This is a genomic window from Pseudomonas sp. MPR-R2A5 (genome assembly GCF_058793055.1).
Map to the genome: position 1 here is coordinate 88,026 of NZ_JBXAFK010000013.1, position 13,366 is coordinate 101,391.

The following is a 13,366-nucleotide window of genomic DNA, read 5'->3' on the forward strand; positions in this document are numbered from 1 at the left end:
ACCAATGCTTCATTGACGGAATAAGAGCTTGCATTTAAAACCTCTGCTCCCGTGGTCGCAAATGCCTTCGACCTATTTTTAAGATGCAGGGAAAGCATATGGATCTTCGCCAACTGCGGTACTTCATCGCCCTCAACGAACACCGCAGTTTCGTGCGTGCGGCGGACGCCATGGGCATCACCCAACCGGCGTTCAGCCGCAGCATCCAGGGGCTGGAACAGGAATTCGGCTGTGTGCTGGTCGACCGCGGCCACAAGGATCTGCGCCCCACGCCGGAAGGCCAGGTGGTACTGCAACACGCGCTGACCCTGGTGCATGGCGCCAACCTGCTGAGCAGTGAAGTGACGCGCATGACCAAGCTCGACGCCGGCGACCTGCGCTTTGGCTGCGGCCCCGCGCCAGCGGTGAAACTGGTGCCGGATGCGGTGGCGCGCTTTATCAGCGCCCACCCGAAAATCCGTACCAGTTTCCAGGTGGATAACTGGGAAAAACTCAGCCGCGCCCTGAGCCGCGAAGAGATCGAATTCTTTATCGCCGACATCCGTCAGTTCGAAGCTGATCCGAATTTCCAGACCCGTGCACTGACGCCCAAGCGCGGGGTATTTTTCTGCCGCCCGGGGCACCCGCTGCTGGACAAGGACAGCCTGTCGACCAACGACATGTTCGACTACCCGCTGGCGTCGCCGCTGATCTCCCAGGGCATTCGCAAACTGTTGGCGAACCTGAGTGGGCGCATGGATTTTTCCCCGAGCATCCAGACCGAACATTTCCCGGCGCTGGTGAAGATTGTGCTGCAGTCCAATGCCATCGGCGTGGGCACCGAGGAGGCGTTCGCCGACGACATCGCCCAGGGCACGTTGAAGCTGCTGCACTGGCGCAACCTGCCGCAGAACATGGAGACCATGAGCGCCCGCTGCGGCATCGTCAGCCGCACCGGTTCGCGGTTGTCGCCGGCGGCGAAGGCGATGATCGAGACCTTGGTGGAGGTGGACAGCCAGGAGATGAGTGTGGCGGTTTGAAGGGTCTCATCGCCTGGACACCACCCAACTCAGAGCCCCGCCGCCGCCAGATTCGGCGCCACCCAGTCACTCACCTGGAACGACTTGCGAATCAGCTTCTCCTGGGAGGCCAGGTCCACCGCGCCCTGCAATTTAGCCAGGAACACCGGGTCCAGGGTCGACGGGAAGATCTCGCTGAGGGTCTGGTCTTTCAAGTCATTGGTGAGGATCAGCGGCGGGTAGCTGGCCAGCCCGGACACCAGCGCAATGTAGGCTTGCTTGTTGTTGTCATCGGTCAACCATTGCACCGCCTGCTGCTGGGCCTTGAGCAGCTTGGCCACGGCGTCGGGATGCTCGTCGACAAACTGTTTGCTGCCCACCAGCACCGCCTGGACGCTGCCGGCGCCGCCGAGATCCTTGGTGGTCAGGGGTATTTCAGCCAGCCCCTTGGCTTGCAACGCCGTCAGGTTCGAACCGCCCCAGGTGGCGTCGATCTGCTTGGCGGCCAGCGCCGCACCGGCGGCGTTGAAGTCCAGGTTGATGACCTTCAGGTCTTTTTCACTCAAGCCCTGGCTGGCCAATGCGGCATCGAACGACAACTGGCTGGCCGTACCACGGAACACCGCGACGCGCTTGCCCTTGAGGTCCTGCAAGGTCTTGATGCCTGAGCCCGGCACCACGCCGAGGTACTGCTTGACGTCGCGCGCGCTGGCACTGAGCAAGCGCGTCTCCAGGCCATTGGAGCGGCCGATGATCGCCGCCAGGTCGCCCAGGTAAGCCAGGTCCACCTGCCCGTTGGCGAAGGCTTCATTGATCACGGGGCCGGCGCCCTTGAAGTAGTTCCACTGGATCTTGATGCCTTGGTCGGCAAAGGCTTTTTCGAAGATCTGCTGCTCGCGCAGCACGTCCGTTATGCCCCCACCACTGTGCTGGCTGCCGGCGCTGAGGTCGGGCACGGCGATGCGGATTTCCTTGAGGTCAGCAGCCTGTACAAGGCCCGCCAGTGCGGTGCCTGCGACCAGGGTGATCAGACGTTTGAAAGGAAGTTTCATAAGCGCAGCTCCTTGTGGGCGAGGGTCGCCTGGGGAGCAGAAAGTAGGCACAGGCGGATAAAAACTTTAAATACTATAAATTCACAATTTAATAGCTTTTAGATCTATGCAAGTGAAAACGCCGGCCCCAGAGGACTATGCATAAACAGCATCGAAAATATTCTTCGAATGCATTGGATGCGTGCCGGGCAGAAGCTTTAAATGATTTTTCTTATCCCCCAATCATCTTGATTGCGTTTTTATAAGATCAAAAACACATAACGCCATCGGCGACAACGGAGGTCCTCCATGGCCCGAATTTCACTTTTGAGCCTCCCGCTCGCGGCCCCCGGCGCCACGCCACGCTGGCCGCTGCGCAGTGAACGGCTGTTGCCATGGTTGCTGCCGGTGACGCTGTTGGCGCTGTGGTGGCTGGCCAGCCGCAATCACTGGATGAGCGAGCAGATCCTGCCGCCACCGTCCCTGGTGTGGAGCAGCGCCGTGGAACTGGCCGGCGGCGAGTTGTGGAGCCACCTGGCAATCAGCCTGCAACGCCTGTTCTGGGGGCTGCTGGCGGGCATTGGCGCCGGGGCGCTGCTGGGGGCGTTGCTGGGTTTCAGTGCGCGCGCCGAGCGCCTGGTGTTTCCGACGTTCAGCGCATTGTCGCAAGTACCGACGCTGGCCTGGATTCCACTGTTCATGGTGTTCTTCGGCATTGGCGAAACCCTCAAACTGGTGGTGCTGGTGAAGGCGATCGTGGTGCCCGTGACCCTGCATACCCTGGTCGGCGTACGCGACGCCCAACCCCAGTTGCGTGAAGCCGCCCGTGTATTGCGCCTGCCCACGTATCTGTTGATCCGTCGCCTGATCCTGCCCGCCGCGCTGCCGGCATTCATGGCCGGTGTACGCCTGGCCCTGGCGGCCGGCTGGACCTCGCTGCTGGCGGTGGAATTGCTGGCCTCCAGCGAAGGCATCGGCTACCTGATGGTGTGGGCGCGCCAGCTGTTCATGCTCGATATTGTCTTCGTGTGCATCGTGGTCATCGGCGTATTCGGCGTGGCGATGGACCGTGGCATTGGCTGGCTGGATCGCAAATGGGTGCACTGGCCCCATCCAGCCACGGCGCAGATTCGTCGCGGGCCGCGCTATCAAGGCTGGCAGCGTTTGCAACCGTGGTTGCTGCCCTTGCTGTTGCTGGCGCTGTGGCAGGTCGCGACGCAACAAGGCTGGGTAGACCCGAACATTCTGGTCAGCCCATGGGTGGTGTTGCACACCACCGTCGCCGGGGTCGTGGATGGCAACCTGAGCGCTGCACTGGGCACCAGCCTGGGGCGAAGCCTGGGCGGGTTGCTACTCGGGGGCGGCCTTGGCTTTGCCATGGGCCTGTGGCTGGGGCTGTCCCGGCGCAGCGAGCGGGTCCTCGGGCCGACCCTGGCCGCCTTGCGCCAGATCGCGATTTTCGCCTGGGTGCCGTTGCTCACTGCCTGGTTTGGCCTGGGTGAGTTGGCCAAGTGGGTGTTCATCGCCCTCGCCGCCTTCTTCCCGCTGTTTATCGCCACCCAACGCAGCGTGCTGAATCTGTCGCCGCAGCTCAACGAAGCGGCGCAGGTGTTGCGCCTGAACCTGTTCCAACGGTTACGACGCCTGGTGCTGCCAGGCGCCGCAGCCGGCATTTTCGCCGGCCTGCGCCTGAGCCTGATCTACGCCTGGCTGGGCACCATCGGTGCGGAATATTTCATGCCGTCCAACGGCGGTATCGGCAGCCTGATGATCGGCGCCCAACAACTGCTGCGCATGGACCTGATCATGAGCGGCATGCTCCTGGTCGGCCTCACCGGCGCGGCCCTCAACCTGATCGGCCAGCGCATCGAAACCCGCGCCACCCGCTGGAGACACGCATGAACGCACCTATCGTCAGCTTCAACCATGTGGGCAAGACCTTTGACGTCGACGGCTTCGAGCTGGAAGCCATCCGCGAATTCAACCTGGAGATTGCCGAAGGCGAATTCGTCGCGATTGTCGGCTCCAGCGGCTGCGGCAAATCCACCCTGCTGCGTCTGTTGGTGGGGCTGGATACGCAGTTTCGCGGCGAGATCCGCGTCGACGGCAAAGCGGTCAGCGGCATCGGCGGCGAACGCGGCATCGTGTTCCAGGAGCACCGTTTGTTCCCCTGGCTGACCGTGGCGGAAAACATCGGCCTGGGCCTGGTCAACGAGCCGTTGAGCGAGGCCGAGCGAAACCGGCGCATTGCTGACTTTATCGAACTGGTCGGCCTCACCGACTTCACCCGCGCCTATCCACACCAACTGTCCGGTGGCATGGCGCAACGGGTGGCGATTGCCCGCGGCCTGGTGGCCAGCCCGCGCATCCTGCTGCTGGACGAACCGTTCGGCGCCCTCGACGCCCTGACCCGCCAGCAAATGCAGGACGAACTCCTGGCGATCCGCGCCCGCGCCAAAATCACCACGGTATTGGTGACCCACGATGTGGAGGAAGCGATTTTCCTCGCCGACCGCGTGGTGGTGATGGAGCCCCGGCCTGGGCGCATCAAGCAGGTGGTGGATATCGCCCTGCCCCACCCGCGCCAGCGCAGCAGTTTCGAATTCCACCAACTGCGTGAGGAGCTGCTGCACGAACTGACCAGCGACGGCCATTACCAGCCGCCCGCGCGCGAACAGATCCGCGACCTGCCACTGGCTTTTATTGCCTGCTGAAAAACCGCCTGCTAATGAGGAGCGCCTTGATGCCGCAACGTCCCAATTTTCTCGTGATCCTGGCCGATGACATGGGCTTCTCCGACCTCGGCGCCTTTGGCGGGGAAATTTCCACCCCGCACCTGGACGCCCTGGCGCTGAACGGCCTGCGCCTGACCGACTTCCACACCGCCCCCACCTGCTCGCCCACCCGCTCGATGCTGCTGACTGGCACCGACCACCATATCGCCGGTATCGGCACCATGGCCGAGGCGCTGACCCCGGAGCTGATCGGTAAGCCCGGCTACGAGGGTTACTTGAATGACAAGGTGGTGGCGCTGCCAGAGCTGCTGCGCGAGGCCGGTTACCAGACGCTGATGAGCGGCAAGTGGCACCTGGGCCTGACCGCCGAACTGGCGCCTCACGCCCGCGGTTTCGAGCGTTCGTTCTCACTGCTGCCGGGGGCGGCCAACCACTACGGCTTCGAACCGACCTATAACGACGACACCCCAGGCCTGCTCAAATCCACCCCGGCGCTGTACATCGAAGACGACCGGTTCGTCGAGCAGTTGCCCAAGGATTTCTATTCCTCGGATGCCTTCGGCGACAAGCTGCTGCACTACCTCAAGGAGCGCGACCAGGCCCGGCCGTTCTTCGCTTACCTGCCGTTTTCGGCGCCGCACTGGCCGTTGCAAGCGCCTGCGGACATCGTCGAGAAGTACCGTGGCCGCTACGACGCCGGCCCCGAAGTGCTGCGCCTGGAACGCCTGGAAAAACTCAAGGCACTGGGGCTGATCGACGCTGAAGTCGAACCCCACCCGTTGATCGAGCTGACCACCCAGTGGGCCGCCTTGACCGACGAGCAGCGCCAGGTATCGGCGCGGGCCATGGAGGTGTATGCGGCGATGGTCGAGCGCATGGACTGGAACATCGGCCGGGTCGTGGATTACCTGCGCCAGCAGGGGCAGTTGGACAATACGTTCATTGTGTTCATGTCCGACAACGGCGCCGAAGGTGCGCTGTTGGAGGCGTTCCCCAAGTTCGGACCGCAGTTGCTCACCTACCTCAACCAACATTACGACAACAGCCTGGACAACATTGGCCGCGCCAACTCCTATGTCTGGTATGGCCCGTCATGGGCGCAGGTGGCGACGGCGCCGTCGCGGTTGTTCAAGGCGTTCACCACCGAAGGCGGGATTCGCGTACCGGCGCTGGTGCACTATCCGCAGCTGTCGCTCAAAGGTCGTATCAGCCACGGGTTCGGCACGGTGATGGACATCACGCCGACCATCCTGGACCTGGCCGGCGTGCGTCATCCGGGCAAACAATGGCGCGGCAAGCCGGTGGCGCCGCTGCGGGGCAAGTCGTGGCTGGGCTTCCTCTCTGGCGAAACCACCCAGGTGCACGACGACAATACGGTGACCGGCTGGGAACTGTTTGGCAGCCGCGCGATTCGCCAGGGCCAGTGGAAGGCCGTATACATCCCCGGCCCCGTGGGCCCGGCGACCTGGCAGCTGTATGACCTGGGCCAGGACCCTGGAGAAATCCACGACCTGGCCTTGAGTCATCCGGACAAACTCGCCACGTTAATCGGCCACTGGCAACAGTATGTGGACGAAACCGGCGTGGTGCTCAGCGCATCGCCGTTTCAGCCGGATTGAGGCGGGCCTGCGGCCGCGTGGCGGGTTCAAGCCGATTGGCCCGCGCAAACGTACCGAAATCATTGAACCGCACGCCCATCTCAGCCATGACCTTATGCGCCACCTTGGCCGTCATCTGGCGGATGTAGAACGGTTCCTTGACCACAAAATGGTGAATCCCGTGGGTGCTGCCGAAGTTGAAGCAGAACGCCTGCAATGGCCACATCCACCAGGGGTTGAGTACTTGGGTCTGCTGGATCACATTGCCCAGCTCAACATCGCCGTAGTAGTGCATGTTGGAACTGACGAAGTGCAGGCAAAAGGTGCGCAGCACGTTGGGGCCGATGATCACCACGGCCGCGATATCGATCACGTGCATCACCTGCAAGGTACCGGCGGACCAGGCGATCGGCGTGCCCAGCAGGCTGGCGATGCCGTTGGCGGCATGAAAACCGAGGAACACGTACCACGCGCCCCAATGCAGCAACGCCAGCGGCGCATACACCAGCAGCGAACGCTTGAGGATCTTGAGTTTGTGGTCCCAGGTCTTGGCGCGCAGCATGCGGATAAACGCCGACATCACGTTATCGCCCACCATCAGCAACCGCGCCAAGCCCCAGGGCTCGCCGTTGGTGATGGCGCGTTCTTCCATATCGGTCTCGGTGCCGGAGACCTTGTGATGATTGAGGTGCAGGTGCCGGCGAATCCACGGGTTGATGGTGCTCGGCCGCGCCAGCCAGACCAGGCCCATCATCAGGTTGTGCGGCAGGCGCTGCTTGCGAAAATACATGCTGTGGATCAGGTCGTGTTCCAGCTCGTGGGTCAGTGAGGCCAGGAACGCGTTCAGCAACAGGCACACCCACCAGGCCATGGCCCCCGTGATGTAGAGCGCCGCCGAGCCGATCATGCCGGCCAAGGCAAACGCCAGTATGCCCGCGCCCAATGCGTCTTGATGCAACAGCCAGGGGTGCTGCTGGCGCAAGCGCACGCCTTCGGCCAGCACCACCTCACGGATATGCGCCGAACGCTGTTGCGCGTTCATCTGCTGGGGACTTGCAGAAGTACCGTCCATGCTTCCATCCTCTTGTTTACTGATGTGTCCATCCTGCCCCAAGCGATCCGGCAGGACGCTAGCCCCGGACGCCAACCTGTTGACCGCAAGCGCCAATCGCCATGACCGAACCGACTTCCCTCGCCAGCTGGACCCGCGCACTGCGCAAGCAGCTCGACGCCCTGGGCCTCGACAGCGCCGCCCTGTGCGCCCAGGCCGGTCTCGACCCCCAGCAGATGGACGACCCCAATGCGCGCTACCCGTTGTCGGCCACCACCCGGCTATGGGAACTGGCGGTGCAGGCCAGCAACGACCCGGCGATCGGCTTGCGGGTGTCGCGGTTTGTCAGCCCGACCACCTTTCATGCGTTGGGCTATGCGTTGGTGGCCAGCGGCAGCCTGCGCGAGGTGTTCGAACGCATCGTGCGTTATCACCAGGTGGTCAGCGATGCCCTGACGCTGGAGCTGAGCCGGGAAGGCGAGCGCTACCGCTTTCGGCTGCTGCAACCGCCGGGCAGCCCGGCGCCGGCGCTGGAAGCCATCGATGCATTTGCCGCGATCTATGTGCGCACCTGCCGCAATCGCCTGGGCCGCGACTATGCGCCGTTGGCGGTTTACCTACGGCGCCCGGAACCCGCCGACCCCAAGCCCTGGCACACGGTGTTCCGCGCCCCGGTGTTTTTCGGCGCCGAGGAAGACCGCCTCGAATTCGCCGCCAGGGATTTCGACAGCCACCTGGACGATGCCAACCCGGAACTGGCCGAACACAACGAAACCGTGCTCAAACGCACCCTCGCCCAACTGCAACCGCTGACCTGGGAACGCAAGGTGCGCGCGGCCATCGAGGCGCAACTGCCCGATGGCGAGCCGAATGCCGAGCGGATTGCCCAGGCGTTGCATTTGAGTTTGCGCAGTTTGCAACGGCATCTGGCGGACGAGGGGTGTCGCTTTGATGCGTTGCTCAATGAATGCCGGGAAAACCTGGCGCTGCTGCACTTGCGTGATCCGCAGTGCTCATTGGCGGAGATCAGTCATCTGCTCGGGTTTGCTGATACCAGCAGCTTTAATCGCGCGTTCAAGCGCTGGACGGGGATGACGCCGGGGCAGTTTCGGGATGGGTTGCGGTAGGTGGATTTGCGGGGTGGCTGAAGGCCTCATCGGGGGCAAGCCCCCTCCCACAGTTGAAATGCGTTCCCCTGTGGGAGGGGGCTTGCCCCCGATGGCGATCGTTCAGGCACTACCGTCACGGGATCATTCAGCGGCTCCGATCCCGCCGCAACAGTTTCTTGACCCGCATCACCAATGCCTTGGCCGCAAACGGCTTGAGCAAAGCCCCTTCCCACAGGGCAACGCATTTCAACTGTGGGAGGGGGCTTGCCCCCGATGGCGATCGTTCGGGCACTACCGTCACGGGATCATTCAGCGGCTCCGGTCCCGCCGCAACAGTTTCTTGACCCGCATCACCAATGCCTTGGCCGCAAACGGCTTGAGCAGGTAATCATCCTCGTGCAATTCCAGCCCGCGCAGGCGATCTTCAATTCCACCCGGCGTGGTCAGGAACAACACCGGCGTTTCGCCCTTCTGCCGAATCGCCTGCTGCAACTTCCAGGCATTCAAGCCCGGCAGCATGACATCCAGGATTACCAGGTCGTACTCCGCGCTTTCGACAAACCGCTGCGCCGCCATGCCGTTGGCCGCGACTTCCACGGTGTAGCCCGCCTCGTTCAAGCCCTGGGCCATCCGCTGTGCCTCTTCGGATTCATGTTCCACTAACAGCACGCGCATAACACACCTCGATTGATCAGGGTTGCAGGCTAACACCCTCAGGTGTGCGCCGCCTCTCGTAGCCGCTGTGCGTCGAGGATTTCGATCTCGCCGTAGCCCAGGCGCACGATGCCCTGGGCTTGCAGGTCCTTGAGCAAGGCATTGGTGGTCTGGCGCGACAGGCTCAACATCGCCGCCAGGTCTTCCTGGGGCAGTTGCAGCACGCGTTTTGACGGTTCCATGTCGCCGTAACCCTCAACGATCATCAACAGCCGGTGGGCCAGGCGGACCGAGGCAGGCATCAGGCTGAGCTGTTCAAGGCCGATAAAACTCAGGCGCAGCTTCTGGCTCATCAACAAGGCCAGGTCACGCCAGTACTGGGGGGACTCCTCGAGGATCTTCAGCAACGCCTGCTGCGGCACCTGCACCAGCGTGCACGGCCCCGTGGCACAGGCGTCGTGGGTGCGCGGCAAGCCGTCGAACAGGCAGATTTCGCCGAACCAATAGGGCGCGCCCACCAGGCTCAACAGCGCTTCCTTGCCGTGCTCGTTCACCGCACTGACACGCAAGGTGCCTTCAAGCACCGCATACAAGCCACAGGGCGGATCACCTCGCTTGAACAGGTATTGTCCCGCCGTCAGCTGCCGCAGCCGGGCACGGGCCAGCAGACTATGCTGGAAAGGTACAGGCAAGTGACTGAACCAGTGACCGACGGCCAGCCGGGCGTGCCATTGCGTCGCATCCATGGGAACTCCGAAGATTGTCGCCCAACTGACAGTTAGTCGCAGGCTGACAGGGCATGATCAAACATCCTACAGGAGGAACAACAATGAAAAGCCTCGTCGACCACCTCAGTCAATACGCCGCCTACCACCGCGACCCGCGCAATATCGCCAGCCACTTTATCGGCATCCCGCTGATCGTGGTGGCCGTCGCGGTGCTGCTTTCACGCCCGGAATGGCCGCTGGCCGGGTTCTGGCTATCGCCGGCCGTCTTGGTCGCGCTGCTGGCGGCGTGGTTTTACCTACGCCTGGAACTGGCCCTGGGTGTGTTGATGACGGTGCTGATGGGGCTGTCAGTGTGGGCCGGGCATGAGCTGGCCGCGCACAGCACGCAGGTGTGGCTCGGCAGCGGCATCGGCATGTTCGTGGTGGGCTGGGTGATTCAGTTCGTCGGGCACTACTACGAGGGCAAGAAACCGGCGTTTGTGGATGATGTGTCGGGGCTGATTGTCGGGCCGCTGTTTGTGGTGGCGGAGTTGGCGTTTCTGCTGGGGTTGCGGCATGACCTGAAGGCGGACATTGAGCAACGCTCAGGCCCGGTGGCGCGCCGCGATCTAAAGCCGAGAGAAATCTAAATGTGGGAGGGGGCTTGCCCCCGATTGCGGTCCTTCAGCCAAGTATTCGTTAGCTGACACACCGCTATCGGGGGCAAGCCCCCTTCCACATTTGGTTCCATTTTCACATTGGGTAGTGCGGAGTTATCACGCTTTTTGCCAGACCTTGGGCTTGAAGAACAGGGTCTCGCCACGGGCCAGGCCGGTCAGGCTGTCGTGGTCTTTCACCACTTCGGCTTCGATCAGCTCGCTTTGGCCTTCAACCTTCAACGTCACCCGCGTGGTCGCGCCCAAGGGGCGAATATCGCGCACTTCGGCGGCGTGGTGGTCTTCCAGCTCATGACGTGACAGCGACACTTCATGGGGGCGGAACAGCACATGCTGGTCTTCACCCAGGTGCAGGCGGTTGGAGTCGCCGAGGAAGTGGTACACAAAATCGCTGGCCGGGTTTTCGTAGACGTCGCCCGGTGAGCCGATCTGTTCGATCACCCCCTTGTTCATCACCACGATGCGGTCGGCGACTTCCATGGCCTCTTCCTGGTCGTGGGTCACGAACACCGACGTCAGGTTGATGTCTTCGTGCAGGCGCGCCAGCCAGCGGCGCAGCTCTTTACGCACCTTGGCGTCGAGGGCGCCGAACGGTTCATCCAGCAACAGCACTTTGGGCTCTACCGCCAGGGCGCGGGCCAGGGCGATACGCTGGCGTTGGCCACCGGAGAGTTGTTCCGGGTAACGGTCGGCCAGCCAGTCCAACTGCACCATGTTCAGCAGTTCGTGGACTTTGGCCGCGATCTGGCTTTCGTTCGGACGCTGGTTCTTCGGCTTCATGCGCAGGCCGAAGGCAACGTTGTCGAACACGGTCATATGGCGGAACAGCGCGTAGTGCTGGAACACAAACCCGACATTGCGATCACGTACGTCGTGGCCGGAGACATCTTCACCGTGGAACACGATGCTGCCGGCATCCGGGGTTTCGAGGCCGGCGATGATGCGCAGCAACGTTGTCTTGCCACAGCCGGAGGGGCCCAGCAACGCCACCAGCTCGCCACTCTGGATATCCAGATTGATGCTGTCCAGGGCCTTGAAAGCGTTGAAGTTCTTGCTGACATTACGGACTTCGATCGACATGACTTATTCCTCAGCCGCTGCGGCGCGCAGGCGGTTAATACGGTTCTCGCTCCACTGCTTGAGCAGCAGGATGAAGAGCGCCAGGATCAGCAGCAGGCTCGCCACCGCAAAGGCGGCGACGTGGTTGTATTCGTTGTAGAGAATCTCGACGTGCAGCGGCAAGGTGTTGGTGACCCCACGAATGTGGCCGGACACCACCGACACCGCGCCGAACTCACCCATGGCCCGCGCGGTACACAACACCACGCCGTAGATCAGGCCCCATTTGATATTCGGCACGGTCACATGCCAGAACATCTGCCAGCCATTGGCGCCCAGCAGGCGCGCGGCCTCTTCTTCCTGGGTGCCCTGTTCCTGCATCAGCGGGATCAGTTCACGGGCGACAAAGGGCACGGTCACGAAGATGGTCGCCAACACGATGCCGGGCAAGGCGAACACGATCTGGATGTCATGCGCCTGCAACCAGGGTCCGAAGAGGCCCTGGGCGCCGAACATCAATACGTAGACCAGGCCCGCGATCACCGGCGAGACCGAGAACGGCAGGTCGATCAGCGTCACCAGGATGCTTTTGCCACGGAACGAGTACTTGCTCACGCACCAGGCGGCACTGACGCCGAATACCAGGTTGAGCGGCACCGAAATCAACACGGCGATCACCGTGAGCTTCAGCGCGGACAACGCGTCCGGCTCAAGGATCGCGGTGAAAAACGCACCGAGGCCGTTCTTCAAGCCCTGGGACACCACGATAAACAGCGGCAGCAACAGGAACAGGAAGAACACCAGCCAGCCCAGGCCGATCAGGATGCGCCGGGAAACAGCGCTGCCACGGCGGGCTGCGTTGGCCGAGGCTGCAGCGGAAATAGACGATTGGGACATGTTCCGCGCCTCCTTATGGACGTTCGATGCGCCGCTGCAACAAGTTGATCAGCAGCAACAGGACAAAGGAAACCACCAGCATCAGCACACCGATGGACGTGGCGCCGCGGTAGTCGTATTGGTCGAGCTTGACCATGATCAGCAGCGGCAGGATCTCGGTCTTCATCGGCATGTTGCCGGCGATGAAAATCACCGAACCATACTCACCGACACCCCGGGCAAACGCCAGGGCGAAGCCGGTCAGCCAGGCGGGCAGCAACGCGGGCACGAGGATATAGCGGAACACCTGCAACGGCTTGGCGCCCAGGCAGGCGGCGGCCTCTTCGACTTCCCGGGGGATATCGGCGAGCACCGGCTGCACCGTGCGCACCACGAACGGCAGCGTGACGAAGGTCAGCGCCAGGGTGATGCCCAAGGGGCTGTAGGCGATCTTGAAACCCAGGTCGGCGGCGAACTGACCGACCAGGCCGGTCGGCGTGTACAGCGCGGTCAGCGCGATACCGGCCACGGCGGTGGGCAGGGCGAACGGCAGGTCGATCATCGCGTCGATGATCTTGCGGCCGGGGAAGGTGTAGCGCACCAGCACCCAGGCCAGCAGCGTGCCGATCACACCGTTGATCAGCGCGGCGTACAACGCGGTGCTGAAGCTCAGTTTCAACGCCGCCAGCACACGGGGTGCGGAGATGATGTTCCAGAACTGATCCCAGGTGAGTTGAGCGGCATGTACAAACATCGCCGCGAGGGGGATGAGTACGATCAGGCTGAGGTACACCACGGTGTAGCCCAGCGTCAGCCCGAAGCCGGGTATGACGGGGGAAATACGACGCGACATAAGAGTCCTTGGTTAAAG

The 13,366-nt window shown here is 62.6% G+C and carries 13 protein-coding genes; 6 read left to right on the forward strand and 7 right to left on the reverse strand.

All coding sequences use genetic code 11. The annotated features are described in order from the left end of the window. Positions 1-98: 98 nt before the first annotated feature. Positions 99-1,019 (forward strand): LysR family transcriptional regulator, encoded by a 921-nt coding sequence (locus AC1Q6I_RS12235; protein ID WP_024072753.1) that lies wholly within the window; start codon positions 99-101, stop codon positions 1,017-1,019. 29 nt (positions 1,020-1,048) lie between these two features. Here AC1Q6I_RS12235 and AC1Q6I_RS12240 read toward each other — a convergent pair whose 3' ends face one another. Then, on the reverse strand, positions 1,049-2,050 hold the full coding sequence (locus AC1Q6I_RS12240) for an ABC transporter substrate-binding protein (RefSeq protein WP_102624813.1): 1,002 nt from the start codon (positions 2,048-2,050) through the stop codon (positions 1,049-1,051). Between the two features lie 288 nt (positions 2,051-2,338). On the opposite strand from AC1Q6I_RS12240, the gene AC1Q6I_RS12245 reads away from it, so the two are divergent. Genes AC1Q6I_RS12245 through AC1Q6I_RS12255 form a run of 3 tightly spaced genes read left to right on the forward strand, consistent with a single transcriptional unit; the run spans position 2,339 to position 6,383 of the window. Further along, positions 2,339-3,931 carry an ABC transporter permease gene (locus AC1Q6I_RS12245; protein ID WP_102624812.1) on the forward strand — a complete coding sequence of 531 codons (1,593 nt, stop codon included), beginning with the start codon at positions 2,339-2,341 and terminating at the stop codon, positions 3,929-3,931. Continuing rightward, positions 3,928-4,743 carry an ABC transporter ATP-binding protein gene (locus AC1Q6I_RS12250; protein ID WP_102624811.1) on the forward strand — a complete coding sequence of 272 codons (816 nt, stop codon included), beginning with the start codon at positions 3,928-3,930 and terminating at the stop codon, positions 4,741-4,743. Before AC1Q6I_RS12245 ends, AC1Q6I_RS12250 begins: the two co-directional genes overlap by 4 nt. A gap of 29 nt (positions 4,744-4,772) precedes the next feature. Then, positions 4,773-6,383, forward strand: coding sequence for an arylsulfatase (locus AC1Q6I_RS12255; protein ID WP_102624810.1), 1,611 nt, complete (start codon positions 4,773-4,775; stop codon positions 6,381-6,383). On the opposite strand, the gene AC1Q6I_RS12260 is transcribed toward AC1Q6I_RS12255, so the two are convergent. Next, positions 6,355-7,434, reverse strand: a complete 1,080-nt coding sequence (locus tag AC1Q6I_RS12260; protein ID WP_069075007.1) for a fatty acid desaturase — start codon at positions 7,432-7,434, stop codon at positions 6,355-6,357. The two genes, AC1Q6I_RS12255 and AC1Q6I_RS12260, sit on opposite strands and share 29 nt — an antisense overlap. Before the next feature lie 101 nt (positions 7,435-7,535). Between AC1Q6I_RS12260 and AC1Q6I_RS12265 the strand changes: the two genes are divergently transcribed. Further along, positions 7,536-8,540, forward strand: a complete 1,005-nt coding sequence (locus AC1Q6I_RS12265) for an AraC family transcriptional regulator (RefSeq protein ID WP_024072748.1) — start codon at positions 7,536-7,538, stop codon at positions 8,538-8,540. Between the two features lie 291 nt (positions 8,541-8,831). Here the strand turns inward: AC1Q6I_RS12265 and AC1Q6I_RS12270 are convergent, their stop codons facing one another. Together AC1Q6I_RS12270 and AC1Q6I_RS12275 are read right to left on the reverse strand one after the other, a co-directional pair. After that, positions 8,832-9,197 (reverse strand): response regulator, encoded by a 366-nt coding sequence (locus AC1Q6I_RS12270; protein WP_024072747.1) that lies wholly within the window; start codon positions 9,195-9,197, stop codon positions 8,832-8,834. 38 nt (positions 9,198-9,235) lie between these two features. Further along, complete coding sequence (locus AC1Q6I_RS12275; protein WP_024072746.1) at positions 9,236-9,922, reverse strand: Crp/Fnr family transcriptional regulator; 687 nt, start codon at positions 9,920-9,922, stop codon at positions 9,236-9,238. 83 nt (positions 9,923-10,005) lie between these two features. Between AC1Q6I_RS12275 and AC1Q6I_RS12280 the strand changes: the two genes are divergently transcribed. After that, complete coding sequence (locus tag AC1Q6I_RS12280; RefSeq protein WP_024072745.1) at positions 10,006-10,533, forward strand: Mpo1 family 2-hydroxy fatty acid dioxygenase; 528 nt, start codon at positions 10,006-10,008, stop codon at positions 10,531-10,533. Positions 10,534-10,659: 126 nt separating this feature from the next. On the opposite strand, the gene AC1Q6I_RS12285 is transcribed toward AC1Q6I_RS12280, so the two are convergent. Genes AC1Q6I_RS12285 through cysT form a run of 3 tightly spaced genes read right to left on the reverse strand, consistent with a single transcriptional unit; the run spans position 10,660 to position 13,348 of the window. Then, positions 10,660-11,640 (reverse strand): sulfate/molybdate ABC transporter ATP-binding protein, encoded by a 981-nt coding sequence (locus AC1Q6I_RS12285; RefSeq protein ID WP_024072744.1) that lies wholly within the window; start codon positions 11,638-11,640, stop codon positions 10,660-10,662. Positions 11,641-11,643: 3 nt separating this feature from the next. Further along, positions 11,644-12,516, reverse strand: a complete 873-nt coding sequence (gene cysW / locus AC1Q6I_RS12290; protein WP_024072743.1) for a sulfate ABC transporter permease subunit CysW — start codon at positions 12,514-12,516, stop codon at positions 11,644-11,646. A 13-nt stretch (positions 12,517-12,529) separates the two neighbouring features. Further along, a complete protein-coding gene (gene cysT, locus AC1Q6I_RS12295; protein ID WP_024072742.1) occupies positions 12,530-13,348 on the reverse strand; it encodes a sulfate ABC transporter permease subunit CysT in 819 nt (272 codons plus the stop codon). Positions 13,349-13,366: the final 18 nt, after the last annotated feature.